The organism is Amycolatopsis sp. QT-25, assembly GCF_029369745.1.
Lineage (GTDB): Bacteria > Actinomycetota > Actinomycetes > Mycobacteriales > Pseudonocardiaceae > Amycolatopsis.
Genome location: NZ_CP120210.1, coordinates 2814195 through 2840327, shown reverse-complemented (window position 1 = coordinate 2840327; position 26133 = coordinate 2814195). Strand labels below are relative to the sequence as shown.

The following is a 26133-nucleotide window of genomic DNA, read 5'->3' as shown; positions in this document are numbered from 1 at the left end:
GGATGAACGACGGCGAGATCTCGGCCTGGACCGAAACGGAACGGCTGAGCTTCGCGGATCTCCTCGAGGGGCTCACCGAGCAAGACTGGTCGGTGACCACCCTGTGTCCGGAATGGACGGTCCACGCGATGGCGGGGCATCTCGCGCAGACCACCAGGAACCGGCTCAAGGACACCCTCGCCGGCATCGTCGAGGCCAAGGGCGACTGGGACCGGATGAACGTCGACCAGGCCGTCGCCTACGCCGCCCGGTTCACCCCGGCCGAACTCGTCGCCCAGATCCGCGAGGACGCCGGCTCGCGGCGCCGCTCACCCGGTGCCAAACCGATCGACCCGCTCGCCGACGTCCTCATCCACGGCCAGGACGTCGCCCGTCCGCTCGGCATCACCCGGCCGATGCCGGAGAAGCCGTCGATCGCGGCGTTGGAGCATCTGCTGGTCAGCCCATTCTGGGGTGCCAAAAAGCGCTGCAAGGACCTCAGGCTGATCGCCACCGACGCCGAGTGGACCGGAGGTACGGGCCCCGAGGAGGTTCGGGGCCCGCTCGCCGATCTGCTCCTGGCCGTGAGCGGCCGAAGCGTCGGCCTCGCCACGCTCACCGGCCCGGGCATCGTCCGGCTCGGCGCCGGCTGACCGTCACCAGCGCGGGACGAACACGTCGACCCGGACGAGGTGGTGGTCCGAAGCGTCGTCGAGCCGGGCCAGCGGTGAGCCGGGCAGCGGCCAGAAGACCTCGGCGCGCCAGGGGAACAGGCCCTTCGACGGCAGGACGTAGTCGATCCGCAGGTTTCCCGGCGCGTTGTCGGTGAAGTCGCCGGTGTCGAAGAAGGGGTCGCCCTGGTGGCCGATGTTGGCGCCCCCCTGGTCCTGGGCGGCGCGCACGCCCCCTTCGCTGCCCGGCCGGGTCTCGAAGACGCGCGGCGCGTTCAGCAGGCGTGAGATCGCGCCCGGGACGCTGTCCCCGTCGAGCGGGTCGGAGTTGTAGTCGCCGGCGACGACGAACTTCTCGTGCGCGCCGAGGCCACCGCGGCGGCCGCTGTCGTCGTGGATGTAGCGGCCCTTGCCCGGGGTCACGTAGTCCGCCCAGAAGCGGATCTCGTCGTGGTTGCGGGTGCCGTTGCGGTCTTCGGGGCCGTCGAAGGTGGGCGGCGTCGGGTGCGCGGCCAGGAAGTGGACGGTCGAGCGGCCGACGCGCACCGGGACGTCCCAGTGGGACTTCGACGACAGGCGCAGCACGTCGAGTGCCTGCGGCGAGTACCAGTCACCCGGCGCCGGGGTGGCCGGGTCGTCCGGGAGCAGCGCGCCCGGCATGTCCTTCCAGCGGAACTTCTGGAACGTCCGCACACTCTTGGTGTCGATGGGGTACTTGGACAGCACGAGCATGCCGTACTGGCCCTCGAAGAGACCGAAGCCGTGCGCGTCGTTGCCGCCGCCGACCTGGCCGTTGCGGTCGAGGTCGACGCCGGTCGCGACGCCGGTGTTCGACGGCGCCGTGAAGGCGTACGGGTAGTCGATCGGCGCGGCACCGTTCTGGCCGCGTTCGAGGTAGTTCTCGCGGAACAGATCGGCGGCGCGATTGCCGGGCACGTAGTCGAACTCGTTGATCAGCAGCACGTCCGGCCGGGTGCGCTGGATCACCTCGGCGACCTCGCCCGCTTGGGCGTTGCCCGGCTGCGCCAGGTCGGTCACCAGCTGACCGGCGGCACCACGGTTGAGCGAAGCGTTGTACGTCGCGAAGCGGACGTTGTGCCCGACGGTGGCTTCCGCCGGGGCGGCGGCCAGCAGCGTCCCGGCCAGCAAGGCGCCCGAGGTGAGCACGGCGGCGATGCGTTTCACGGTCTTGAACTCCCTGTTCGAGGGCGACAGTCGGTGCGACCTTACGCACTCGACGCGGCCACACGGATGAGCTTCAGATGAACAGCGTCTCTTGAACGCGTTCAAAAACTCGGCTACGGTCCCTTCTTGAACACGTTCAAAAGGAGGTCTCCATGCAACCCGTAGTCATGGCCTACGTGCTTTACCTGGCCATCACCGTCCCGCTGACCGTGCTGGTCGCCCGCACGCTGAGCAGGCACGGCAAGACGTTCCTCGAAGACGTCTTCCCGGACGAGCAAGCGCTGGCGCAGTCGGTCAACCACCTGCTCGTCGTCGGGTTCCACCTGGTCAGCCTGGGCTTCGTGACCCTGTTCCTGACCAGCGACGACGTCGTCCTCGACGCGCGCGACGTCTTCGAGATGCTCTCGGTCAAGGTCGGCACCGTGGCGCTCGTGCTCGGTGTGATGCACGTCGGGAACGTGCTGGTGTTCAACGGCATCCGGCGCAAGCACCTCCACCACGGGGCCACGCGGCCCGTGTCGTCACCACCGCCCTACCCCGGCTACCCGGCGCCCGCTCCGCACCCCGCCCCCTGACCGGATAACGTGCAGTCGTGGCGAAGAGTGAGGAAACCAAATCACTGATCGTGGCGACCGCGTTACGGTTGTTCGCCGAGAACGGCTACGACCGCACGACCATGCGGGCCATCGCCGCCGAAGCGGGTGTGTCGGTCGGGAACGCCTACTACTACTTCGCCTCGAAAGACCAGCTGGTCCAAGGTTTCTACGACGAGATCGCCAAGGCGCACCTGACGACCGTGCGCCAGTCGATCGAAGGTGAGCGGGACTTCGGCGCGCGGCTCAAGGCGGTCCTGCTCGCCTGGCTCGACGTCGCCGAGCCGTATCACCGCTTCGGCACCCAGTTCTTCGTCAACGCCGCCGACCCGGACTCGCCGCTGAGCCCGTTCAGCGACGAGTCTTCGCCCGCGCGCGACGCCTCGATCGGCCTGATGCGCGACGCCATCGCCGACTCCGACGTGAAACTCGACCCGGACCTGCGCGACGACCTGCCCGACCTGCTGTGGCTGTACCAGATGGGTGTCGTGCTGTTCTGGGTCCACGACCGCTCCCCCGGCCAGAAACGCAGCCGGATGCTGGTGGACCGGACGGTCCCGTTGATCGCGCGGCTGGTGGGACTCTCGCGGCTGCGCGTGCTGAGGCCGGTGAGCCGGGAGATCGTTTCGCTGATCCGGGACCTGGGGAAGCGAGACGATGCCACCCTTCCCCGCACTTAGTCACCTACTTGCGGGGTTCTCCCGGACCGTGCGGAAGTACAGGAACCGCGGCTCGGTTCGCAGTTTCGCGTACCACTTCGGGTCCGACCCGGCGATCGCCTCGTCCGGCATCGGCTCGACCAGCCTGTCGACCGCGAAGCCGGCGTCCCGCACCGCGCCGAACGTCCAGCTCAGCGGCCGCCGGTAGAACCGGACCTTCTGGCCCGCCGGGAACTCGTCTTCCAGCAGTTCGAGCCGGAAGTAGTCCCGCTTCCCGAACCAGCGCCAGTCCTCACCGGGATGGTGCACCGAGAACACCAGGAGCCCGCCCGGTTTGAGCACCCGCCGGAACTCCGCCAGCGCCGGGGCCCACTCCTTCAGGTAATGCAGCACGAGCGACGCCGTGATGACGTCGATCGAGCCGTCGGCCAGGAAGGGCATCGGCCGCGAGACGTCCGCCGTCTCGAACTTCGCGACGTCCCCGAACTTCTCCCTGGCGATGGCGACCATGCCGGCGCTGGCGTCGACGCCGAGGACGTCCGCGCCCTTCGCGGCGAGCAGGGCACCGAGGTGGCCGGCCGCGCTGCCGACGTCCAGCACCCGTTTGCCCGCCACGTCCCCGGCCAGCTCGACCATGGCGGGACGGTCGTAGTGGGCGTTGGTGCTGCTGGTTTCGGCGTGCGCCGCGTAGCGCCGGGCGAACCCGTCGTACTGTGTTTTCGCGCTCTCGGTGGAAGAAAGTACCTCGAGCCGGGCCGCGCGCGCCCGCTCGATGATCTCGTCGATCACCCCGGTCTTGGCATCGGCGTACTGCTGGATGTACTTCCAGGTGCGCGATGCCAGTTCGCGTTTCTCGGCCTCGTAGCGCTTCCGCTCGTCTTCGTGCGCGATCAGGCGGTCGCGGAAGAGCCGGTACCGCTCGGTCTGGCCGTTGTCCGGCGAGTAGACGTGCAGGTTGACATCGGTGTCCGGGCCTTTGAAGGCTCGGTGCTTCTCCCGCTCCGGCTCGCGGATGACGAGCCGGTAGCCTGCGGCCTCCAACTGCGGCACATAGGCGTCCTCGTCGTCCGAATCGGCCACGATCAGCAGGATGTCGATGATCGGTTTCGCGCAGAGTCCCGGTACCGACGTGGAGCCGACGTGCTCCAGGACCAGCGCGTCTTCCCCCAGGATCCCCCTGAGGCGCTTCGCTTCCCGGTCGAACAGGGCGGGCCACTCCGGGTCGTATTCGGCCAGCGTGACGGTGGAATCGAGCACCGGAGCCTGCTCGACCCACGCGTTGTGGATGTCTTCTTCGGTGTAATCGTCTCGATCGGATTCAGGCACGACCCCTCGTTCCTCTCTCAAGGCAGTCGGCCAGATTATCGAACCCGGGCGATCTTGTCAGGAGATCGGCAGCGGAAATATCCCGCCGGTCGCCGCACGCAGCGCGTCCCGCATCTCCGCCCGCGGCGCCGGCTGCCCGGTGAAGTACTCGGACTGCCCGAAAGCCTGATGCAGCAACATGTCCAGTCCGGTCGCGAGCCTTCCGCCCTGGTCGGCGACGGCTTCGGCGAGCGCGGTCGGCCAGGGATGGTAGATCACGTCGAGGACGCAGCCGATCCGGGCCAGTTCCGCCAGATGCGGGCGGACCGCGTCCGGGGGCACGGTGTTCACCAGCACCGCCGAGCCGTCCGCGAGCCTCCCGAAGTCGGCCTCGGCCCAGCGGAGGACCTCGACGTCGAGCCCGGCCCGCTGAGCCGCCGCGACCGTTTCCGTCGCCCGTGCGGGATCCCGCACGACGAGCCGCACCGTCCGCACGCCGAGCGAGGCGAGCCCGACGACGGCCGCGGCGGCGGTCCCGCCCGCCCCGAGCACGACGGCGGTGTCGTCGGCGTCGTCGTCGGTGTCGCCAGAGCCGGGCGAGTACTCCCCCGCGATCCGCAGTGCCTCGGTGACCCCGTCGACGTCGGTGCAATCCGCCAGCCAGCCGGTTTCCCTGCGCACCAGCGTGTTCGCCGCGCCGACCGCCGCCGCACGCGGGGTGACCTCGTCGGCGAACTCCAGCGCGGCCCGTTTCCCTGGCATGGTCACCGAAAGCCCGGTCCACTCCGGACCGAGACCGCGGACGAACGCGGGCAGCCCGGGACCGTCCGTCTCGACCCGCTCGTAGGTCCAGCCGTCCAGGCCCAGCGCCCGGAAGGCGGCGCCGTGCAGCACGGGCGAGAGCGAGTGTTCGACCGGCTTTCCCAGGATCGCGGCTTTGCGGTTAGTAGACACCGCGCCTCTGTGCGTCCAGCTTGTTCTTGTTGTGCTCGTCGTTCGTCACCGAGAAGCAGGAGAGCCCGTTCTTCTCGCATTTGACGAAGAACAGCCACTCCCCCGCGGTCGGCTTCAGCGCGGCCTGGATCGCTTCCGCACTGGGCACCGCGATCGGCGTCGGAGTCAGCCCGAAGGATTTGTACGTGTTGTACGCGCCCGCTTTATCTCGTTCTTCGGGTTTCGTGAGCAAAGTCGGCCGGTCGAGAACGTAGTTGACCGTCGAGTCCATCTCGAGCCGCATCTTGTCGGCCAGCCGGTTGTAGATGACCCGCGAAATCTTCCCGAAGTCGACCTTCACCGCCTCGCGTTCGATGATCGACGCGATGACGAGCGTCTCGTACGGTGTCCTGCCTTCGCCTTTGGACTGCTCGCTCAACCCGGCGTCGAGGATGCGTTTCGCCGAGATCTTCACGACGTCGGTGAGCAGTTCCTCGGCCGTCCAGCCAGGTTTGACGTTGAAGATGCCAGGAGCGATCAGGCCTTCGAGCCGCCGGTCCTTGTGCTCGGCCTTCGTGGCGGCCTCGATGGCCCACGAGGGGACACCCAGGTTCGCCAGGTCCGCGGTCTCGACGGTCTTCCGCAGTTCCTCGACCGGGATACAGGTGCTCTTGCCGTTCAGATCGGCGCAGGAAGCCTTGGACAGCGACGAATACACGCCCGGGGTCACCTTGCCGTCGGGCTGGGTGATGTCGTCGAACTGGGTGTACGGGCGGATTTCGACCTGGCCGACCTTCGACGCGGGGGCGGTCATCTTCTCGACCGCACTGGCACCGGACATTTTCGTCTTCATGACGTAGTAGCCCTGCTGGAGCCGCGAGACGGCGGTGTTGTCCTCGCCGGCCTTCACGAACGCCTTGCCGCTGGCGACCACCCCGGCCGCCTGCAACCGGTTGCCGATCGCGGAGGTCGAGTCGCCCTTCTCCACCTGGACGAGGACGTCGCTCTCGCCGGTGCCTTCGTAGTCGTCGTAACCGAAGATCTCGGTGAACCCGTAGTAGGCGCCGCCGGCGAGCAGGACCAGCACGGCCAGCGCGGCGATCCAGCCCACGGCGCGCTTCTTCTTGCGCTTCTTGGGCGGCGGCCCCTGACGTTCCGGGCGCTCGTCCTCGATGCGTTCCGGCTCGGCGCGATCGTCGTCGTCGAAGTCCTCGTAATCCTCGTACTCGTCATAGTCGTCGTACGCGTCATCGCCGAAGATCTCGTGGTATTCCGCTTCGCTGCCCTGAGGCGGCGAAGAAGGAGCGGCGCCGGGGCGCCGGGCCATCGGAGCCTCCTGGATCGCGGGGAGGACGTCGGTCGGCCGCTCGTCCGGGAGCGGGCCGTCGTCCTCGATGCGTCTGCGGCGGCCGGGACGGGGCGGCTCGTCCTGGGCGTAGCCGGGCGTGCCGAGACCTCGGCCACCCGGCTGGGGGGACCGCCGCTGCGGTGCGGGAGGCGGCGAAGGAGCCGCGGGTTCCGGAGCCCGCCTCGGCGGGACCGGGCGTTGCGCCGGAGGCGGCGGCTCTTCGGCGGCACGCCGGACGCGCGGTGGCGGCTCCTCGGGAGACCGGCGGGCACGGGGCGGTTCTTCCACCGGACGCCGCACGGGCGGCGCTTCGGGGGGTTCTTGCCGGATGTGCCGTCGTCCCGTGGGCTGGGGTTCGGCGGGCCTTCGACGGGGCGGGGCCGGCGGCTGGATGGCCTCCTCAGGCTCCCGCAACCGTCGTCTGCCGCCCTGACTGCGCTCGGGCCGGCCGTGGGGCTCGGTCATGTATCGCCCTTCCGTGCGCGATGTGCCGCTACCGCGTCGATCCACGCCTGCAGGATCTCGACCGCGGCCGCCTGATCGACGACGGCACGAAGCTTGCGTCCCTTCACCCCACGCTGCGACAGCATCCTGGATGCCGTCACCGTGGTCAACCGCTCGTCGGCCAGTCGCACCGGCACCGGGGCGATCCTGGCGGCGACCTTTTCGGCGTAGTCGAGCGCCGCTTCGGCCGCCGGGCCATGACGGTCCTTGAGCGTCCTCGGCAGGCCCACGACGACTTCGACGACGTCGTGTTCCGTGACGAGGCCGACGAGCCGGTCGACGTCCTTGTCGCCCGCCGCGTCGCGAGGGAGGGTGACCAGCGGGCTCGCGAGGATGGGGTCGGGATCGCTGAGCGCGACCCCGACCCGGACGGATCCGACATCCACCCCGAGCCGCCTGCCACGCCCCGGATCGGATTCCCCTGGCCGATCCAGGCGCCGCTGGGAAGCGTCGTCAGCCACCTTGGGCGACCGCCGCGCGCAGTGAGGCGATGGCCTGGTCGGTCCCGGCCGGGTCGGTGCCCCCGCCTTGGGCCATGTCCGGCTTGCCGCCGCCGCGGCCGCCGATCGCCTCGGCGAAGGACGGGACGAGCTTGCCCGCCGCGATCCCCTTCTCCTGCGCCGCCTTGGTGGTGGCGACGACGAAGGCGACCTTCTCGCCCTGCGGGGCGAACAGCGCGACGATGCCGGGACGGTCGCCGAGCCTGCCGCGGATGTCGGAGGCCAGCGCGCGCAGACCGTTCGAGTCGACGCCCTCGCCGAGCTTCTCCGCGACGACCGCGATCCCGCCGATGTCCTCGGCCTTGTCCACGAGCGAGCCCGCCGAGCCGAGCACCTGCCGGGTGCGCAGCTGCTCGATCTCCTTCTCGGCGTTCTTGAGCCGCGTGAGCACGTCTTCGATCCGCGACGGAAGCTGCTCCGACGGCACCTTGAAGGTGTTCGCGAGCTGCGAGACGAGCAGTTGCTCCTTGCGGACGTACTTGAGCGCGTCCGTGCCGACCAGCGCCTCGACGCGGTGCACGCCGGATCCGATGGACGAGTCGCCCACCAGTTTCACCAGGCCCAGCCGGCCGATGCGGTCGACGTGGGTGCCACCGCAGAGTTCGCGGGAGTACTCGCCCATGTCGACGACGCGGACGTCGTTGCCGTACTTCTCGCCGAACAGCGCGACCGCGCCCAGTTCGAGGGCCTTGTCCTTGGTGGTGACGAAGGTGTTCACCTCGACGTTGGTCTGGAGGTAGTCGTTGACCTCCTCCTCGACCTCGGTCAGCACGTCGGCCGAGACCCCGCCGGAGGTGGTGAAGTCGAAGCGCATCCGGCCCGGCGAGTTCAGCGAACCGGCTTGGGCCGCGCGCCGGCCGTACGCGCCGCGCACGGCCGCGTGGACCAGGTGCGTCGCGGAGTGCGACCGCTCGATCGACAGGCGGCGGTGCTGGTCGACCGAACCGGTCAGCGCGGTGCCGAGGCCGATCTCGCCGTCGAGCACCTCGACGCGATGCACGAACAGGCCCGGCACGATTTTCTGCACGTCGTGGACCTTGAGCTCGACGCCGTCGCCGAGCAGGACACCGGTGTCGGCGACCTGGCCGCCGCTCTCGGCGTAGAACGGCGTGCGGTCCAGGACCAGTTCCGCCTGCTTGCCCGCGCCGACGCTGCGCACCGGCACGCCGTCTTCGAGCAGCGCGACGACCTTCGCTTCGGCCTGTAGGTCGGTGTAGCCGAGGAACTCGGTCTCGCCGTGCTGTTCGAGCACCTTGCGGTACTCGGACAGGTCACCGTGACCGGTCTTGCGCGACGCCGCGTCGGCCTTCGCGCGCTGCCGCTGCTCGTTCATGAGCGTGCGGAAGCCCTCTTCGTCGACGGTCAGGCCCTGCTCGGACGCCATCTCCAGGGTCAGGTCGATCGGGAAGCCGTAGGTGTCGTGCAGCTGGAACGCCTTGTCGCCGGCCAGCAGCGCACCGCCGGAGCGCTTGGTCTCCTCGGCCGCGAGGTCGAAGATGCGCGAACCGCTGGTGAGCGTGGAGAGGAACGCCTCCTCCTCGACGCGCACGACGTCCTCGATGCGGTCGAAACCGGAGACCAGCTCGGGGTAGGTCGGGCCCATGGTGTCGCGGACGACCGCCGCGAAGGCGGGCAGCACCGGCTCGTGCACGCCGAGCAGGCGCGCGGAGCGGATGATGCGGCGCAGCAGGCGGCGGAGCACGTAACCGCGGCCGTCGTTGCCGGGGGTGACACCGTCACCGATGAGCAGGACACCGGTGCGGGCGTGGTCGGCGATGACCCGGAACCGGACGTCGTCCGTGTGGTCGCCGCCGTAGCGGCGGCCGGAGAACTCCTCGGCGCGGCCGATCACCGGGCGGACGAGGTCGGTCTCGTAGACGTTCTCGACCCCCTGCAGGATCGTCGCGACCCGCTCGACACCCATCCCGGTGTCGATGTTCTTCTTCGGCAGCTCACCGATCGGCTTGTGGCCGTGCTTCGGGCTCTTGTCCCCCCGCACGTCCTGCATGAAGACGAGGTTCCAGATCTCGATGTAGCGGTCCTCGTCGGCGACCGGGCCGCCCTCGCGGCCGTAATCCGGGCCGCGGTCGTAGTAGATCTCCGAGCAGGGGCCACCGGGACCGGGCACGCCCATGTCCCAGTAGTTGTCCTTGCCGTCACGGGACTGGATGCGCTCGCCGGGCAGGCCGGTGAGCTTCTTCCACAGGCCCGCCGCCTCGGCGTCGTCCTCGTAGACCGTCGCCCAGATGCGTGCCGGGTCGAGGCCGTAGCCGCCTTCGCTCTGGGGCTTGGTGATCAGCTCCCAGGCCGCCTCGATGGCGCCTTCCTTGAAGTAGTCGCCGAAGGAGAAGTTCCCGGCCATCTGGAAGAACGTGTTGTGCCGCGTGGTCTTGCCGACCTCGTCGATGTCCGGCGTGCGGACGCACTTCTGGACGCTGGTCGCACGCGGGTACGGCGGCGGGGCCTCGCCGAGGAAGTACGGCTTGAACTGGACCATGCCGGCGTTGACGAACAGCAGGTTGGGGTCGTCGAGGATCAGGGGCGCGCTCGGGACGCGCGTATGTCCCTTGTGCTCGAAATGGCTCAGAAAACGCTGGGTGATTTCGTGTGTTTCCACGGGTTCGTCCTTGTATACGGGCTCGCGCGAAGGCGCTGGAGGTGCGGACAGGCCGGAACGGCGGGGGGCTGGCTCTTCCGGTCGCGGACGCGACCGGATCAGCCCTCCGCCCGGCGAGCTCGCCGGGCGGGGCGACGCGGCTGAGCCGCGTGCCTGCCCGCAGGGCCTTCGAGGGCCGTGCTCAAGCCGGAACGTTCGGACACCATCTCGTGCAGCTCCTGTTCCCGCTCGCTCATCCCGGCGCGGACCTCCGCGCCGAAAGAACCGACGGCGCCCGCGAGTTCCCGCACGGCGTCGCCCAGGTTCGAGGCCAGCCCCGTGGGCGTGGCCTGGCGAGCGGTTTCGGTCGCTTTGCGTGACAGGGCGACGCCGGCGACCACGCCGACGCCGAGCCAGAAGAGGCGCTTCATTTGCGGCCCCGCTTCGCCGGGCGGGCGGCCTTCGCTTCCGCCTTCTTGCGGCGCGCCTTGAGGGCCTTGCTGAGGCCGTAGGACAGCGCGGCCGTCTTCACCAGCGGTCCGCCGAGCGTCGCGGTGAACACCGACGACAGCGCGGACACGTTGCCGGTGACGGCCTGCGCGTTGGCGGTGATGCCGTCGACTCGCTCCAGCTGCGCGTTGACGTGCGTGATCGTCTCGTTCGCGCCGATCAGCAGCGGATCGGTGTTCTCGTGCGCCTTGCGGATCGCGATCGTGGCCTCGTCCAGGGTCCGGCCGAGCTTGAACAGCACGATCGCGAGCAGCACGACGAGTACGACGAACGCTCCTGCGGCGATCAGCGCGGCGATCTGCCCTGCCGACACGGGCCCTCCTCAAGGGTCTGCGGTCTTGGTGCACGTGAGGTTACCGCGCGAGCGGCCGTTCGGCGGGGTCACCCCACCGGACGGTCACTCAGCGCAGTGATCCGGGGACGGACGTCAGCGCCCGCCCTTGGGCGGCGGGGGCCTCGTCTGCCCGGGCGGCCCGTCGGGCGCGCGGCTGTTGCGGCGGTCGTTGCCCGGCGGCGAGGAGGCCGGGGCGGGGGCCCGCACGTCGGGCGAGCCGGGTGCGGTCGCGGCCCGGACCGGAGCAGTCCTGATGCTCGGACGCGAAGCTCCCCGGCCTGGCTCCGGCGCTCCCCGCGATTCCGGCGGTGAAACCGTTGGAGGCCCGCCCGGCGTTGTCGTCGGGGGCGGCGGGGTCACGGGCGGCGGTGTGACGGGCAGCGGTGTCGTGGGTGGCGGTGTGGCGACCGGCTGGGACGTCGCCGGTGGCACGGGTACCGGCCTGGGGACCAGCGCGGTGGGCAGGTCCGGCACGCTGGAGAGCGCGACGAGGAGGAGAACTCCGTAACAGGCGGCGCCGACGACACCGAGCGCGATCCGGCGGACGAAGACGCGGCGGCGACCTCCGGGGTCGGCCGGCCTCGGGGTCGTGTGGTCCACCCCACTGTCGTTTTCGTCGTGACGCTCGGGAAGCACGGCCATCCAGGGTTCGTACGGACGGGACACTGCGCACACGGGAACCGCCGTGTCGTCCTCCGGCTGCCGACTCCGAGTCGACCGGTTCGGTTCTTGTGACGTTCATGTTACTGGGTCAAGGTTCGGGCATGCCTGAACTGTCACGCCGTACGTTGCTGGGCGCCACCGGCGCCGCGGCCGCCACCACCCTGCTCCCGCCGTCCGTGCACGCCGCCATGTCCGAACCCATGCGGCGCGGCGGACTCGACGCCATCGAGCACGTGATCGTGCTCATGCAGGAGAACCGGTCGTTCGACCACTACTACGGCAGCCTGCGCGGCGTCCGGGGCTTCTCCGACACCCACCCGCTCGAACTCCCGTCGGGGAAATCGGTGTTCGAGCAGCCGAATCCCGCCGGTGGCACGGTGCTGCCGTTCTCGGTGCGCAAGGCGGCCGAACTCGCCGGCCGGAAACCGGACGACATCCAGTACCTCGGCGACCTGGACCACAGCTGGAACGGCAGCGGCAAGGCGTGGGCGCGTGGCTGGAACAACGGCTGGATCGCGGCGAAGACCCCCGCGACCATGACCTACTACGAGCGCCGTGACATCGCGCTGCAGTACGAACTCGCGGACACGTTCACCCTCTGCGACGCCTACCACTGCTCGATCTTCGGCTCGACCAACCCGAACCGGAACTTCCTGTGGACCGGGACGACGGGTTTCGAACCGGGCAGCACGACGAACCGCGCGGTGACGAACGCGGCGTACTCCTACGACCACAAGGGCTACGACTGGACGACGTACCCCGAGCGCCTCGAGGCCGCCGGGGTGCCGTGGCAGATCTACCAGGAGTGGGACAACTTCACCGACAACGCCGTCGAGTACTTCGTGCCGTTCAAGAAGGTCGGCACGAAGATCCTCGCTTCGGTCGAGGAGAAGTTCCGCACCACCGAAGAGTTCTACGACGCGTTGCCGAAGAAGACCCCGGAGGAGCGCGCGAAACTGCTGGCGCAGTTCGACGCCGGGATCGCGAAGCTGACGCCCGCCGAGCGGAACCTGTTCAAGAAGGCCATGTACCGCAGCGAGCCGGAGACGCTGGTGACCCGGCTGAAGGCGGACATCCAGGCGCGGCGGCTGCCCGCGGTCAGCTGGCTGGTGCCGTCCGCGAAGGACTCCGAGCACCCCGGTGCGTCCACGCCGGTCGGCAGCGCGAACCTGATCTATCGCGTGCTCGACGCGCTGGCTTCCGACCGCGAGACGTGGTCCAAAACGGTGCTGCTGATCAATTTCGACGAGAACGACGGCTACTTCGACCATGTCCCGCCACCGATGCCGCCCGGGAACGCCGCCAACGACGCGGACCACTTCAACGGCCAGCCGCTCGGTTTCGGGCCGCGCGTGCCGATGACGGTCGTCTCGCCGTGGTCGATCGGCGGCAACGTCGACTCCACCGTGTACGACCACACCTCCGTGCTGCGGTTCCTCGAGCGCTGGACCGGGATCGCCGAGCCGAACATCAGCAAGTGGCGGCGGACCGTCGCGGGTGACCTCACCGGCGCCTTCGATTTCTCGCGTGCCGGACGTCAGCCGCGGGTGAACCGGCCCGGTCCGGTGCCCGCGCCGATCAGCCGGTGGCGGCCGTCCGCTCCGGCGGAGCAGAGCCTGCCCGTGGCCGAGCCCGGCACGCGGCCGTCCCGTCCGCTGCCGTATCAGGTGTCGGTGTCCGGTTCGGTGGACAAGTCGGGGAATCTGGCGCTTTCGCTGGCCAACAGTGGCTCCTCCTCGGCGCATTTCGCGCTGTACCCGTACAAGGGCGAGTTCGCCGAGCCCGCGCACCGCGACGTCCGCGGGGAGGCCACGGAACTCGTTCGGCCGTCCGGTGACGAGTACCGCGTGGTCGTCCAGGGCCCGAACCGGTCGTGGTGGGAACTGCGCGGAAATCGTCGCGGGGCCGCCGCGGGTGTCGATGTCCGGACGCGATTCCCGACGTGGCGCTCGGGTGTCGAATTCAAGCTGTCCAACTCCGGCACCACCGCGCTGACGCTGCGGCTTTCGTCGTCGCGGTTCACCCGCGTCGTGCGGGTCGGTGCCGGGCGTTCGGCCACGGTGGACTGGCCGGTTCCGGGTGGCTGGTACGACGTGAAGGTCACCGCGGACGGGGACCCCTCGTTCCTGCGGACGCTGACCGCGCGGGTGGAGAACGGGCGGACCGGCGTCTCCTGCTGAGGCTCAGAAGTACATGAAGGCCCCCTTCCTTGCGCCTGGGTACAGGAAGGGGGCCTTCAGGTACTTGGGCTTGATGGTTGCCGCTTCCCACGACCTCCCCGCTTATTCGGTTGCGTTCTGGTGGCCGTCGTTTCTAGCGTCGCTTATGGCCGTCACCTTGCACACGCTCTGTTTCGCCGCACACGACCCGCGACGTCTGGCGCGCTTCTGGGCGGGATTGCTCGCCTGGGAAACCGACGGCGACACCCTGGTCCCGCACGACGACACCGGTTTCCGGCTCCGCTTCCTGCCGTCGGAAGAACCGAAGACCCGCCAGAACCAGATGCATTTCGACCTGACGAGCGAATCCCTCGAAGATCAGCGACGGACAGTGGCGAAGGCACTCGAACTCGGCGGCAGGCATATCGACATCGGCCAGCTCCCCGAGGAGGAGCACGTGGTGCTCGCCGACCCCGAGGGCAACGAGTTCTGCGTCATCGAACCGGGCAACAGGTTCCTCGCCGAATGCGGTTTCGTCGGCGCGGTGGCGAGCGACGGTTCACGGGAGGTCGGCTACTTCTGGAGCAAGGCGCTCGGCTGGCCGCTGGTCTGGGATCAGGACGAGGAGACCGCGATCCGGTCACCGCACGGCGGCCCGAAGATCACCTGGGGCGGACCGCCGTTCACGCCGAAGACCGGGCAGAACCGGCTCCATTTCGTTCTGCACGGCTCACTTCCGGAGGTCGAACGGCTCGTCGCACTCGGCGCGACCCGGCTCGGCGCGGGGGAAGACCGGGTGGAGATGGCGGATCCCGACGGGAACGAGTTTTCCGTCGTGACGCGGGAAAAGGCGTCATAGCACGCACGGGATACGGCCGAGGCTATGGCCGTCCTCGACCCGGACCGGACCTGACGAACCACAGGTACGCTCCGCCGTACGGCACCGGACGGAAATTGGTCTACACCTATTGACGCACGCCGGTTCAGCGGCCCAAGCTGCTCTGACCGAGGGCCATCTTCCACTGTCGGAGGTTCGGCGTGCCAAGGAGAACCAGGAAACTACTCCCTCTGCTGGCGTCGCTCATCACGCTGGCCGGACTCATGATCGTCGTCATCACCCCGTCCACGTCGAGCGCGGCAGGCCACGAGGACTGTCGCCCCGACGGGCTGTACCGGACACCCGGCGTCGACACCCCCTACTGCACCGTCTACGACACCGCGGGCCGGGAATCCCTGGGGGAAGGGCATTCCCGCCGCGTGATCGGCTACTTCACCAGTTGGCGCACCGGCAAGAACGGCGCACCGGCCTACCTGGTCAACAACATCCCGTGGTCGAAGGTCACCCATCTCAACTACGCGTTCGCCCACGTCGACGCGCAGAACAAGGTGTCGGTCGGTGCGCCGAGCGCGACCAACGAGTCCATCGGCATGGAATGGCCGGGCGTCCCCGGCGCCGAGATGGACCCGTCGTTGCCCTACAAGGGACATTTCAACCTGCTGACCAAGTACAAGAAGCAGAATCCCACCGTGAAGTCGCTGATCTCGATCGGTGGCTGGGCCGAGACGGGCGGCTTCCTCAACCCCGACGGCACCCGTAACGCCTCGGGCGGGTTCTACAAGATGACGCAGACCCAGGCGGGTATCGACGTCTTCGCGGATTCCGTCGTGGAGTTCCTGCGCACCTACGGATTCAACGGTGCGGACATCGACTACGAGTACGCGACGTCGGCGAGCTACGCCGGAAACCCCGACGACTACTGGATCGCGCAGGCCAACCGCGGCACCCTTTGGGCGGGCTACGAGAACCTGATGCGCACGCTGCGCGAGAAGCTCGACAGGGCGGGCGCCGCCGACGGCAGGCACTATCTGCTGACGGCCGCCGTACCCGCGTCCGGCTGGTTGTTGCGCGGCCAGGAAGTCTACGGTGTCACCCGGTATCTCGACTACGCCAACATGATGAGCTACGACCTGCACGGCGCGTGGAACCAGTTCGTCGGGCCGAACGCGGCGCTCTACGACGCGGGCAACGACGCGGAACTCGCGCACTGGCAGGTGTACACGACACCGCAGTACGACGGGCAGGGCTATCTCAACACCGACTGGGCCTATCACTACTTCCGAGGCGCCATGCAAGCCGGCCGGATCAACATCGGCATCGGGTTCTACACCCGCGGTTGGCAAGGGGTGTCCGGCGGGACGAACGGGCTGTGGGGCAAGGCTCCACTGCCCGATCAGAAACAGTGTCCACCGGGCACCGGATCCCAGGTCGGTTCGACGGTGCCGTGCGGCAACGGTGCGATCGGCATCGACAACCTCTGGCACGATCTGGGTCTGGCCGGTGGCGAAGTCCCCGCCGGCGCGAACCCCATGTGGCACGCGAAGAACCTCGAGAACGAGATCACCCCGGACTATCTGGAGGCCTACGGGCTCAACCCGAAAACCGATCCGACGGACCGGGTTTCGGGCAACTACAACAGGTTCTACGACACCACGATGGTGACACCGTGGCTGTGGAACAACGACAAGAAGGTGTTCCTGTCCACTGAGGACGAAGCTTCGCTCGCCACGAAGGCCAAGTACGTGGCCGACAAGGGCATCGGCGGCATCATGATCTGGGAACTGGCGGGCGACTACGCCTTCGACGAGGCCAAGGGCCAGTACTTCATGGGCGACACGCTGATCACGAAGATCAACGACGGCCTGCGTGGCGCCGCCCCGTACGGCAACACCAAGTCGTCGCGTCCCGCGCCCTCGTCGGTGCTGAACGCGAACGTCGACCTGACCGGATTCGCGCTGGGCGACGCGAACTACCCGATCACCCCGCGAATGCGCATCACCAACAATTCGACCACCACCATCCCCGGCGGGACGAAGATCGAGTTCGACTACGGCACCAGTGCGCCCGGCAGCATGTCCGACCAGTCAGGCTTCGGCCTGACGGTCACGAGCAAGGGCCACAGCGGGCCCAACGTCGGCGGGATGAAGGGAGACTTCCAGCACGTCGCGGTGACCGTGCCGACCTGGCAGACCATCGCGCCGGGCGCCACCGTCGAAATCCGGCTGAACTACTACATGCCGATCGCGTCGCCGTCGAACTTCACGTTCACTTTCGGCGGGACGACGTACGCGATCGCGTCGGACCACCCCCGTGGCGGCGGCGCCCCGCCGACGACCACCACCCCCACCACTACCACCGGTACGACAACCACCACCACGACCAGTCCGACGACGACGCGAACGACCACCACCACCCCGACGACGACCACCACGGTGCCGTCCGACGCCTGGAAGCCGAACACCGACTACGCCGCCGGTGCTCGTGTGACCCACAACGGCGCGGCATACGTGTGCCGGCAGGGCCACCGGTCCCTGCCCGGCTGGGAGCCGCCGAACGTGCCCGCCCTCTGGACCCCCGCCTGACCGAGCCCGGCAGCGCGCCAGGAAAGGTCCTTTCCTTGCGAATTTCGCAAGGAAAGGACCTTTCCTGGCGTCGGAGCTTCCGCGGGGCCAGACGACTCGTTGAGGGGCATGGTCGGAGTCACGTGCCCGCGTTGAGGATCGTCCCGGTCACCGGAAAGGTGATTTTGGCCGACCGACGCGTTCGACAGCGGAGACGATCGGGTGGCTCGTTCACCGTCGCCCAGCCGACAATGTCGATTTCTCCCGCGGAACCGTATATATCGTTATACATCAAGCGTCTCCGGGATCACCGCCGAGAGAGCCGACGCTTGCCGCGACCGGTGAAGACACGCGGTGCGGCGCAGGGTGAACCGGTCGATCTCGACGCCGTCGTTGCGCAGGGTCCGCACGGTCAGCGCGATCCGGCAGCCGGGCCAGGCGGGCTCGACGTCGATGGCGAGGAACGAGTATCCGGTGTAGCGCACCCGCGATGAGAACACGGTCTCGGTCACCTTGAGCATCGAGCGGCGGCTCAGATATTCGTGGTGTTCGGCCATCGACATACGCGACGCCAGCGCGTCGGGAACACCGACCCTGGAATGTCCATGCGCGGGATACTCGCTGACGGACATGTTCGGCGCGCGACGCTGAACCGAACGGGAATGGTCCAACTGTCCAGGACGGGATCAAGAGAATCCCAAGGGAGCTTTACTGTTCTGGTTCGCGCCTGCCGATTCAACGGTGATTTTCTCCGCAAGGCATGGTTTCTGGTCGCTTTCGTCACTTGGCGGCAGACAAACTCAGCGAAAGGGTCCTTCACGCGCCCCCTCGTGACTGGCGGCACCACTGAGCCCGAGGGATTTCCGTTCCGTGAAGGGCCCCTCGATGGACCCTGGGTCCCTCAAGGGGCCCTTCACGGAACATCCCCTCGCCCGCCGCAGCCACACAGGCACTCACCCACACGAACGCCCCGAGAAAATCCTCAGGACTTGTCCGCCGCATCGGCGACGAAAATGCCCGTTTCCAGGAAGACTCGCCACTGCGCGGGAGACTCGCTTTGCAGGGCCCGATAGGCGGCGGCCTGGACCTGACTCCCGGACCTCGCCTTGCTCCAGATCTCGCGGACCAAGGGCCCTTCCTGAAGATACCTGGCGTATCCGGCCTCGATACCGACGACGGCGGCGGCGCGGATCTTGATCGCGTCCACCTTGTCCTTGGCCGCGGCTTCGAAGATGCCGGTGTCGATGAAAGTCCGCCACTGCTCCGGCGTCTGGCTGCGGTAAGCCTGGTACCACACCTCGGAGTCCCGAGGCGCCAGGTCCCAGGTCCAGATCTGCTGCACGAAGTACTCGTCCGTGAGCTGCGCGGCCAGGGCAGGGTCCATGCCGACGACGGCGGCCGCCTTCACCCGCGCGTCGCGGAGCTTCTTTTCCGCGGCTTCCTTCTCGGCCGCTTCCTTCGCCGCGTCCACATCACGCTGGTGCTCGACGAAGATCCCGCGAACGATGAACTCCTTGTGTTCCGCCGGAGTTCCGCTGAACGCCTTGCCCGCGGCGGACTTCACGAACGACCCGCCGGCGGCCCGTTCCCACAGCGCGAAGACGAAGTTCTTGTCGTCCTGGGTCAGCAGGATCGAGGTCAACTCGAAGCCGAGCAGCGTAGCGGCGGGCTGCCGCTCCGCGCGCCGGGCCTGACGAATCGCTTCCCGGGCCAGATCCCGCTGCTGTGCCTCGTAGATCCCGGTCTTCAGGAACAACGAGGTCCACCCGCCGTTGTAGGCGTCGAGTGCCGCGAACTGGACCTCCTGCGCGGTCTCGCCACGCAGTTTCGCGGCCCGGTAGATCTCGTGGACGAAGTCGCTTTCACTGATCCGCAGCAGTTCTGGGGTGACCGTGAGCCCGACGACGGCGGCTGCGTCGGTGCGCAGCTCATCCGACATCTGTGTCGCGGGAGCCGAAGCTCCGGCCGGAGCGGCGGTCGCCACCGCCGGAGCGAGCACCCCGGTCGCGACGGTCGCCGCGGCGAGAACGGCGACGGAGGAGGCCATCAACTTGCGAACACTGGAATTGTCCTTGATCGTCATAGGTGAGGTTGTCGATTCCGTTCTGCTCGCCGTCGTGGTCGAGCACGGGGAATCCCACCCAGCGTGACAACCCGGTGATCCCCCAGCCACCGGGGATATATCCCCATGATCAGTGAACGTTACCGATCACCTTGGCATTACTCCGAATGCGGGCTACCGCTCCCCCCGAACGGTGCGCCGCAGCTTCGGCACCCGCTCGTACAACGTCCGCTCCGCCCCGCGCTGTGTCGGTTCGTAATAATCCCGGCCGACCAGTTCGTCCGGTGGGTACTGCTGCGCCAGAACACCTTCCGGCACTTTCTGCGGATGCCGATAGCCCTTCGCGTTTCCGAGTTTCTCCGCCCCCGCGTAATGCCCGTCCCGCAGATGCGGCGGTACCGTGCCGATCCGCCCGGAACGGACGTCGCTGAGCGCGGCGTCGATGCTGGTGACGATGGCGTTCGACTTCGGCGCCGTCGCCAGGTGCACGGTCGCCTGCGCCAGCGCGAGACGGCCTTCCGGCATCCCGATGAACTGCACGGCGTGCGCCGCCGCGATGGCCGACTGCAGTGCCGTCGGATCGGCCATGCCGATGTCCTCGCTCGCGTGCACCACCAGGCGGCGAGCAAGGAACCGCGGGTCCTCCCCCGCTTCGATCATCCGCGCCAGATAGTGCAGCGCGGCGTCGACATCGGAACCGCGGATCGATTTGATGAACGCGCTGATGACGTCGTAGTGCTGATCGCCGTCACGGTCGTAGCGCACCGCCGCCTTGTCCACTGTGGACTCGACGATGGCGAGGTCGATCGTCTTGGCCTCGGTCGCGCTCGCCGCGTCCGCGGCCGCTTCCAGCGCGGTCAGCGCACGCCGCGCGTCCCCGGAGGCCAGCCGCACCAGATGCGCCCGGGCGTCCTCGGTCAGGGTGAGTTCGCCACCGAGACCGCGTTCGTCGGCCAGCGCGCGGTCGATCAGCGCGACGATGTCGGCGTCGGTCAGCGGCCGCAACTGGAGCACCAGCGACCGCGAAAGCAGCGGCGAGACGACGGAGAACGACGGGTTCTCCGTGGTGGCGGCCACCAGCAGCACCGTCCGGTCTTCGACGGCGCCGAGCAGGGCGTCCTGCTGGGTCTTGGAGAACCGGTGGACCTCGTCGATGAAGAGCACCGTGTTCTCGGCGTTGTAGTTCCGGCGGCGGCGGGCTTCCTCGATCACCCCGCGCACCTCCTTCACCCCGGCCGACAACGCCGACATCGCTACGAACCGGCGGCCGGTCGCGGCCGAGACGAGGTTCGCCAGCGTGGTCTTGCCCGTCCCCGGCGGGCCGTAGAGCAGCACCGAGGCCGGGGCCGCGCCTTCGACGAGCCGTCGCAGCGGCGCGCCCTCGCGCAGCAGATGCTGCTGGCCGACGACCTCGTCGAGCGACCGCGGCCGCATCCGCACCGCCAGCGGTGAGCTTGCCGGGTCGGCGTTCTTCCCGCCCCCCTCTCCGCGGGGCCCGTCCCCCACGACCTCCCTCGGCTCGGCATGCCCCGGCGGCGGCCCGAGGTCGGGGTTCACGGTGAAGAGTTCGTCCTGTGCCACGGTGTCGACGGTAGCCGTAGCCACCGACGGTTCCGGCCACAGGTCAGCGCAGCCGCTCCCGGAACGAGTGCCACATGATCACGGCGGCGTACGGCGCGAATTCGCGGCCCCGCCGCCACACCCACGGGACGCCTTTGAGGACCAGCCAGCCGACGTGTCCGGCGGCGCTCGGTTCGACGCCCCCCGAGCAGGTCAGGCTGACCGGCCTGGGCACCGCGAACCCGGCCTCGGTGAGCCGTTCGACGAACCCGGTGGCCAGCATCCGGTGCCCGAGCTCCGACGGGTGCAGCCGGTCGACGCTCCACGCGCTCAGGTCGTAGGCGCCGGGCAGCAGTTCGAGGTCGAGACACGGCACGTCTTCGCGCTCGACGACATCGGCGATGGCGGCGTTCAGTTCGGCCACCCGCTCGCTCAACGCGCGCCGCAGCGACCCCGGTAGGCGGAAAACCTTGCCGTGGTCGTGGTAACGCACCGGGACCACGGTGGTGCCGATGGCGGCCAGCGCACGGATCACCCCGGTGAGGTCCGCGGCGATCTTCTCGGCGCTGAAATCGGGACGCAGTGTGTCGTTCATCCCCGCCACCACCAGCGCGACGTCCGGCCGGTGCGCCACCGCCGCGGGGAGCTGCTTCGTCAGCACGCAGCCCATGCGCGCTCCGGTGAACGACGGGTTCAGATAGCCGTCCGGCTCGACGCCCAGCGCCTCGGCGACGAGCGGGCCGACCCCGCGCCAGCCGCCTCGGTTCGGCAGCGGGTCGCCGAGGCCCACGGCCGTGGAATCGCCGAGCACGACCAGTCTGCGCGCGGACCGCGGTACGGCCGGGGCGGGTGGAAGAAGAGGTGGGGGACTCGGAGTGACTTCGACACTGATCACGGTCACGGTGGCCACCATCGGCCACGCAGACTCACCGGCGGTGATGCCTGGGTAACGCGGTGAGGACGGTCGAGCGAAAAGTCCGTGCGGCGGCTACCGGAACGCCGGGTAGAAGGCGAGGTCCGCGTGCGGCCCCAGCCTGGCCCCGAGCGCCGCGGCGACCCTGGTGGCGTGCTCGGAGATGTCCGTCAGGCGGGCTCGCAGCGATTGCTTGGCCAGTTCACGCCACCAGGTGACCAGCGCGGCCTCCCGGCTGATCGGCGTGGCGTGCCGCCGCAGGTCCAGCTCCGGGAGGATCTCCCAGGTGATGACCCACATCAGGAGCAGCTGACCGTCCATCAGGTGGTCGGCCAGGGCGTCCTCGTCCGCGAGGCCCGGCCAGACCGAGACGACCTCGGACCGCCAGGCCGCGATCATCGCCTCGCTCATCCCCGGTGGCAGCGCCAGCGCGTCCTCGCTCGACGCGAACGGGAGCCGCAGGTACGCCACGTCCATCAAGGTGCTGCGCACCCGGCCGCGTTCGAAATCGAGGAAGCGCACCCCGCTGCTGGTCACCAGGTTGTTGTCCGGGCTGAGATCGACCGGGCTGAACGCACGATAGGACGGTGAACCCGCCCGCTCGGCGACGTGCATGACCCGGCGCTGCACCGGCTCCGGGGTCTCGACGTCGAGCAGCTCCTCCAGCAGCCCCGGCAGTTGCGCGCAGACCGCGGGCAGCGGCGGGTCCTCGTGCTTGACCGGGCCGCCCAGACGGCGCAGCAGCGCGTTGAAATCGGGCTCGCGGCTCGCCGTGCTCGCGTGCAGTCTGCCCAGCGACCGCGCCCAGGACAGCAGCGCGCGTTCGGCGCCACGAGCGTCACGGGCGTGGAGCTTGTCGTGCAGCGTCGGGACGCCGCCGAGGTCCTCGATCACCAGGACACGATCCCGGCCGTCGTGGGCCAGCAGCTCCGGGCACATCCGGTCCTCCGGCGCGAGCGCGGTGAACAGCTGGTAGCTGACCGCCTCCTGCGCGAACGGATCAGGCCGTCCCGGTTCGGGTGGATCGGGGTAGTGCTTGATCACGAGGGTCCGCGGCAACGCGAACGGCGACGACGCCACCCGCGCCCGCACGACCGTCGCCGGGCCACTGCCGGCGAGCTCTTCGGGGGCGACGAGGGTGATCGCGCTGCCGAATCGGCGCGAAAGGACCGACTCGCCGGCGGCGACCGCGGCCGCGACGGCGAGGGTTTCGGCTCCAGCTCCGACGGTCGAATCGTCGGCAGAGGAGGTATCGACTGTCATTGTCACCGACCCTACTCGTGACTGAGCAACCATGACCACTGAGATCCGGGCAACCGCGCGCACTGACGCGATCTGGGACTCATCCGCGGGAAAGCGGACGTTCCATCACCCTCGATCGTTGCCCACGACGGCGCAACATCAGCACAATGGCCGCAGCTGCAACGATTCCGAGGAGATTGACCAGCAGCTGACCGGCCGAATAAAGGCACCGTTCCCACTGACCGGCAACCGCCGCGACCACCGCGTAACCCGCCGCGGGAACCGTCGTCACCGAAATGAACACGCCCACGAGCGCGGCGGATTTGGCCGAAGTCATGGAAAGCATCCCGGCCGCGCCGGCGAGCAGCGCGACGATGAGTGACGCGATTCCCACCTGGTAGATGAAATCCGCCTCGTGGTTGTCCGCGAGTTTGCCGACTTCGAGCGCTCCGGTGGCGTTGCCCACCAGAACCACACCGAGGGTGATCACCATCGCGATCGGGAAACCGCCGAGCAGCGCGACGGCGCCCTGCTTCACGAGATCTCCACGCCGGAGCACCAACCCGACGGCGATGGCCGCCAGCGGGCCGAATTCCGGCCCCACGACCATGGCCCCGACGATGGTGACCGACGAGTTGGTGATCACCCCCACCGCCGCCAGCAGGCACGCGATGGTCAGGAACGCCTGAAACGTCCAGGTGAGCCGGGATTCCTCGCCGGAGCGGCCGACGAGTTCCTGCCACACCACCGCGTCCGCGCCTTCGCCCGGCGCGGCTTCCTCGGCCTTGTCCGCGGCGTCGGACACCGCGGTGTCCAGCGCCTCCAGCGTGATGCCACCGGTGTGGTCCAGGTCGAGTCCGCACAGCGACTCGATGATCTCGTCGGTCGCCTCGCGGGCGATGTCCGCTTCGATCAAGTCGCCCTCGGGCGCGACCGCCACCCCGTGATGCACGACGAGGTGCGCGGTTCCGGTGTGTGCCCGCAGGATCCGGATCGCTTCCTCGGTCCGGTCCGGCGGGCACACGGCCCTGAGGTGGAGCATCAGTTCTTGACCGGCGGCGCGGGCTTGGCGTCGATGCCCGCCTCCTTGCGCTGCTCCGCCGTGATCGGCGCGGGAGCGGCGGTCAGCGGGTCGAACCCGCCGCCGGTCTTCGGGAAGGCGATCACGTCACGCAGCGACTCGGCCTTGGCCAGCAGCATGACGATGCGGTCCCAGCCGAAGGCGATCCCGCCGTGCGGCGGCGGGCCGAAGGCGAAGGCGTCGAGCAGGAAGCCGAACTTCTCCTGCGCCTCGTCCTCGGACAGGCCCATCAGCTCGAAGACCTGCTTCTGCAGTTCCTGCTGGTGGATACGGATCGAGCCGCCGCCGATCTCGTTGCCGTTGCAGACGATGTCGTAGGCGTAGGCCAGGGCGTTGCCGGGGTCGTCGGCGAGTTTGCCGATCCACTCCGGGGTCGGCGAGGTGAAGGCGTGGTGCAGTGCCTTCCACTTGCCACCGCCGACGGCGACGTCGTCGGACTCCTCGGCCGAGATGAACATCGGGAAGTCGACGACCCAGACGAACGACCAGGCGTTCTCGTCGATCAGGCCGAGACGGCTGCCGATCTCCAGCCGGGTGGCGCCCAGCAGCGCCCGCGCGTCGGCGGCCTTGCCCGCGGCGAAGAAGACGCAGTCGCCGGGCTTGGCGCCGACGGCTTCGGCGACGGTCTCGCGCTCCTTTTCCGACAGGTTCTTCGCGACCGGGCCGCCGAGGGTGCCGTCCTCGTTCACGAGGATGTAGGCGAGCCCGCGGTGCCCGCGCTGCTTGGCGAAGTCCTGCCAGGCGTCGAGGGTGCGGCGCGGCTGGTCGGCCCCGCCCGCCATCACGACGGCGCCGACGTACGGCGCCTGGAACACACGGAACGGGGTGTCGGCGAAGAACGCCGTCATGTCGGTGAGCTCGAGGTCGAAGCGCAGGTCCGGCTTGTCCGAACCGTACTTCTCCATCGCCTCGGCGTAGGTGATGCGCCGGAACGGCCGGGGGATCTCGGCGCCGATCAGCTTCCACAGCGCCGTCACGACGTCCTCGCCGAGGGCGATGACGTCGTCCTGTTCGACGAAGCTCATCTCGATGTCGAGCTGGGTGAACTCCGGCTGCCGGTCGGCGCGGAAGTCCTCGTCCCGGTAGCAGCGCGCGATCTGGTAGTACCGCTCGAGCCCGCCGACCATGAGCAGCTGCTTGAACAGCTGGGGCGACTGCGGGAGCGCGTACCAGGAACCGGGCTTGAGCCGGGCCGGGACCACGAAGTCGCGGGCGCCTTCGGGGGTGGAGCGGGTCATGGTCGGGGTCTCGACCTCGACGAACTCCTGCGCGTGCAGCACCTCGCGGGCGGCGCGGTTGACCTCGCTGCGCAGGCGCATCGCGGCCGCGGGACCGCTGCGGCGCAGGTCGAGGTAGCGGTGCTTGAGGCGCACCTCCTCGCCGACGTCGACCCGGTCGTCGATCGGGAACGGCAGTACGGCGGCCTCGGACAGCACCTCGAGCTCGGTGACCAGCACCTCGATCTCACCGGTGGGGATCTCGGCGTTGGCGTTGCCCTCGGGGCGCTTCGCGACCTCGCCGACGACGCGGACACAGTATTCGGAGCGCAGCTGGTGGGCGCGCTCGGCCATCTCACCCTCGCGGAAGACGATCTGGCTCACTCCGCCGGCGTCGCGCAGATCGATGAAGATGACGCCGCCGTGATCGCGCCGCCGAGCCACCCATCCGGTGAGGGTGACCGTCTGACCGGCATGCTCGGCACGCAAGGTGCCGGCTTTGTGGGTGCGAAGCACTGCGGGTGCTCTCCTTCGGCATCACGATTCTGCGATTCGACGGCTTTTCGCCGACGTCAAAGGCTAACGAATCGCCCCTGATGCCACGCGACCAGGTACAAGCCGGGTGCGCTCAGGAGCCTGTCGGCGGAGCCGAGGTCTTGGCCGGAACGCGACCATGGGTGTGACCTGCGCGGACATGTCCCGCATGTGCGCCGACACGAT

22 protein-coding genes are annotated in these 26133 nt (G+C 68.9%); 7 read left to right on the top strand and 15 right to left on the bottom strand.

The features are described from left to right. The first annotated feature begins 2 nt into the window (after nucleotides 1-2). On the top strand, nucleotides 3-632 hold the full coding sequence (locus P3102_RS13340) for a maleylpyruvate isomerase family mycothiol-dependent enzyme (RefSeq protein ID WP_276369363.1): 630 nt from the start codon (nucleotides 3-5) through the stop codon (nucleotides 630-632). 3 nt (nucleotides 633-635) lie between these two features. Here the strand turns inward: P3102_RS13340 and P3102_RS13335 are convergent, their stop codons facing one another. Continuing rightward, nucleotides 636-1835, bottom strand: a complete 1200-nt coding sequence (locus P3102_RS13335; protein ID WP_276369361.1) for an endonuclease/exonuclease/phosphatase family protein — start codon at nucleotides 1833-1835, stop codon at nucleotides 636-638. A gap of 152 nt (nucleotides 1836-1987) precedes the next feature. On the opposite strand from P3102_RS13335, the gene P3102_RS13330 reads away from it, so the two are divergent. Both P3102_RS13330 and P3102_RS13325 read left to right on the top strand, forming a co-directional pair. Beyond that, nucleotides 1988-2410, top strand: a complete 423-nt coding sequence (locus P3102_RS13330; protein ID WP_276369360.1) for a hypothetical protein — start codon at nucleotides 1988-1990, stop codon at nucleotides 2408-2410. Nucleotides 2411-2427: 17 nt separating this feature from the next. Continuing rightward, nucleotides 2428-3108: a TetR family transcriptional regulator gene (locus tag P3102_RS13325; protein WP_276369357.1), complete on the top strand. Its 681-nt coding sequence runs from the start codon at nucleotides 2428-2430 to the stop codon at nucleotides 3106-3108. Here P3102_RS13325 and P3102_RS13320 read toward each other — a convergent pair whose 3' ends face one another. The 7 genes from P3102_RS13320 to P3102_RS13290 all read right to left on the bottom strand — a co-directional run bounded on the left by P3102_RS13320 (nucleotide 3109) and on the right by P3102_RS13290 (nucleotide 11096). After that, nucleotides 3109-4413: a GrpB family protein gene (locus tag P3102_RS13320; protein WP_276369356.1), complete on the bottom strand. Its 1305-nt coding sequence runs from the start codon at nucleotides 4411-4413 to the stop codon at nucleotides 3109-3111. 57 nt (nucleotides 4414-4470) lie between these two features. Then, nucleotides 4471-5322 carry a shikimate dehydrogenase gene (locus P3102_RS13315; protein WP_276371142.1) on the bottom strand — a complete coding sequence of 284 codons (852 nt, stop codon included), beginning with the start codon at nucleotides 5320-5322 and terminating at the stop codon, nucleotides 4471-4473. 13 nt (nucleotides 5323-5335) lie between these two features. Continuing rightward, nucleotides 5336-7138 (bottom strand): endolytic transglycosylase MltG, encoded by a 1803-nt coding sequence (gene mltG, locus P3102_RS13310; protein WP_276369354.1) that lies wholly within the window; start codon nucleotides 7136-7138, stop codon nucleotides 5336-5338. After that, on the bottom strand, nucleotides 7135-7638 hold the full coding sequence (gene ruvX, locus P3102_RS13305; protein WP_276369352.1) for a Holliday junction resolvase RuvX: 504 nt from the start codon (nucleotides 7636-7638) through the stop codon (nucleotides 7135-7137). The genes mltG and ruvX overlap by 4 nt, the downstream gene beginning before the upstream one ends. Continuing rightward, nucleotides 7631-10294 carry an alanine--tRNA ligase gene (gene alaS / locus P3102_RS13300; protein ID WP_276369351.1) on the bottom strand — a complete coding sequence of 888 codons (2664 nt, stop codon included), beginning with the start codon at nucleotides 10292-10294 and terminating at the stop codon, nucleotides 7631-7633. The genes ruvX and alaS overlap by 8 nt, the downstream gene beginning before the upstream one ends. 98 nt (nucleotides 10295-10392) lie before the next feature. Beyond that, nucleotides 10393-10704, bottom strand: a complete 312-nt coding sequence (locus P3102_RS13295; protein ID WP_276369349.1) for a hypothetical protein — start codon at nucleotides 10702-10704, stop codon at nucleotides 10393-10395. Beyond that, nucleotides 10701-11096, bottom strand: a complete 396-nt coding sequence (locus P3102_RS13290; protein ID WP_276369347.1) for a DUF948 domain-containing protein — start codon at nucleotides 11094-11096, stop codon at nucleotides 10701-10703. Before P3102_RS13290 ends, P3102_RS13295 begins: the two co-directional genes overlap by 4 nt. A gap of 127 nt (nucleotides 11097-11223) precedes the next feature. On the opposite strand from P3102_RS13290, the gene P3102_RS13285 reads away from it, so the two are divergent. From P3102_RS13285 to P3102_RS13270, 4 genes are all read left to right on the top strand, one after another. Then, nucleotides 11224-11625 carry a hypothetical protein gene (locus P3102_RS13285; protein WP_276369346.1) on the top strand — a complete coding sequence of 134 codons (402 nt, stop codon included), beginning with the start codon at nucleotides 11224-11226 and terminating at the stop codon, nucleotides 11623-11625. A gap of 256 nt (nucleotides 11626-11881) precedes the next feature. After that, nucleotides 11882-13960: a phospholipase C, phosphocholine-specific gene (locus tag P3102_RS13280; protein ID WP_276369344.1), complete on the top strand. Its 2079-nt coding sequence runs from the start codon at nucleotides 11882-11884 to the stop codon at nucleotides 13958-13960. A gap of 145 nt (nucleotides 13961-14105) precedes the next feature. Continuing rightward, nucleotides 14106-14798: a VOC family protein gene (locus tag P3102_RS13275; RefSeq protein WP_276369343.1), complete on the top strand. Its 693-nt coding sequence runs from the start codon at nucleotides 14106-14108 to the stop codon at nucleotides 14796-14798. Nucleotides 14799-14977: 179 nt separating this feature from the next. Continuing rightward, complete coding sequence (locus P3102_RS13270) at nucleotides 14978-17359, top strand: glycosyl hydrolase family 18 protein (protein ID WP_276369341.1); 2382 nt, start codon at nucleotides 14978-14980, stop codon at nucleotides 17357-17359. Between the two features lie 263 nt (nucleotides 17360-17622). On the opposite strand, the gene P3102_RS13265 is transcribed toward P3102_RS13270, so the two are convergent. From P3102_RS13265 to aspS, 7 genes are all read right to left on the bottom strand, one after another. After that, the gene (locus P3102_RS13265) at nucleotides 17623-17970 is read right to left on the bottom strand and encodes a hypothetical protein (protein ID WP_276369339.1); all 348 of its coding nucleotides are present in this window, start codon (nucleotides 17968-17970) and stop codon (nucleotides 17623-17625) included. A gap of 350 nt (nucleotides 17971-18320) precedes the next feature. Beyond that, nucleotides 18321-19421 carry a hypothetical protein gene (locus P3102_RS13260; protein WP_276369338.1) on the bottom strand — a complete coding sequence of 367 codons (1101 nt, stop codon included), beginning with the start codon at nucleotides 19419-19421 and terminating at the stop codon, nucleotides 18321-18323. A gap of 153 nt (nucleotides 19422-19574) precedes the next feature. Further along, complete coding sequence (locus P3102_RS13255; RefSeq protein ID WP_276369336.1) at nucleotides 19575-20981, bottom strand: replication-associated recombination protein A; 1407 nt, start codon at nucleotides 20979-20981, stop codon at nucleotides 19575-19577. Between the two features lie 43 nt (nucleotides 20982-21024). After that, on the bottom strand, nucleotides 21025-21873 hold the full coding sequence (locus tag P3102_RS13250; RefSeq protein ID WP_276369335.1) for an SGNH/GDSL hydrolase family protein: 849 nt from the start codon (nucleotides 21871-21873) through the stop codon (nucleotides 21025-21027). 75 nt (nucleotides 21874-21948) lie between these two features. Further along, a complete protein-coding gene (locus tag P3102_RS13245) occupies nucleotides 21949-23136 on the bottom strand; it encodes a phosphotransferase (protein WP_276369333.1) in 1188 nt (395 codons plus the stop codon). A 79-nt stretch (nucleotides 23137-23215) separates the two neighbouring features. Then, nucleotides 23216-24157, bottom strand: coding sequence for a DUF389 domain-containing protein (locus tag P3102_RS13240; protein ID WP_276369332.1), 942 nt, complete (start codon nucleotides 24155-24157; stop codon nucleotides 23216-23218). Beyond that, entirely contained in the window at nucleotides 24157-25929 is a 1773-nt protein-coding gene (gene aspS / locus P3102_RS13235) for an aspartate--tRNA ligase (protein ID WP_276369330.1), read from the bottom strand. Before aspS ends, P3102_RS13240 begins: the two co-directional genes overlap by 1 nt. Between the last annotated feature and the right edge of the window lie 204 nt (nucleotides 25930-26133).

Bases quoted from the DNA above. Each gene is read 5' to 3' on its own strand.
- P3102_RS13340 (WP_276369363.1), top strand. From the start codon at position 3: ATGAACGACGGCGAGATCTCGGCCTGGACCGAAACGGAACGGCTGAGC.
- P3102_RS13330 (WP_276369360.1), top strand. From the start codon at position 1,988: ATGCAACCCGTAGTCATGGCCTACGTGCTTTACCTGGCCATCACCGTC.
- mltG (WP_276369354.1), bottom strand. From the start codon at position 7,138: ATGACCGAGCCCCACGGCCGGCCCGAGCGCAGTCAGGGCGGCAGACGA.
- P3102_RS13295 (WP_276369349.1), bottom strand. From the start codon at position 10,704: ATGAAGCGCCTCTTCTGGCTCGGCGTCGGCGTGGTCGCCGGCGTCGCC.
- P3102_RS13280 (WP_276369344.1), top strand. From the start codon at position 11,882: ATGCCTGAACTGTCACGCCGTACGTTGCTGGGCGCCACCGGCGCCGCG.
- P3102_RS13275 (WP_276369343.1), top strand. From the start codon at position 14,106: ATGGCCGTCACCTTGCACACGCTCTGTTTCGCCGCACACGACCCGCGA.
- P3102_RS13265 (WP_276369339.1), bottom strand. From the start codon at position 17,970: ATGTCCGTCAGCGAGTATCCCGCGCATGGACATTCCAGGGTCGGTGTT.
- P3102_RS13260 (WP_276369338.1), bottom strand. From the start codon at position 19,421: ATGACGATCAAGGACAATTCCAGTGTTCGCAAGTTGATGGCCTCCTCC.
- P3102_RS13250 (WP_276369335.1), bottom strand. From the start codon at position 21,873: ATGGTGGCCACCGTGACCGTGATCAGTGTCGAAGTCACTCCGAGTCCC.
- P3102_RS13245 (WP_276369333.1), bottom strand. From the start codon at position 23,136: ATGACAGTCGATACCTCCTCTGCCGACGATTCGACCGTCGGAGCTGGA.
- P3102_RS13240 (WP_276369332.1), bottom strand. From the start codon at position 24,157: ATGCTCCACCTCAGGGCCGTGTGCCCGCCGGACCGGACCGAGGAAGCG.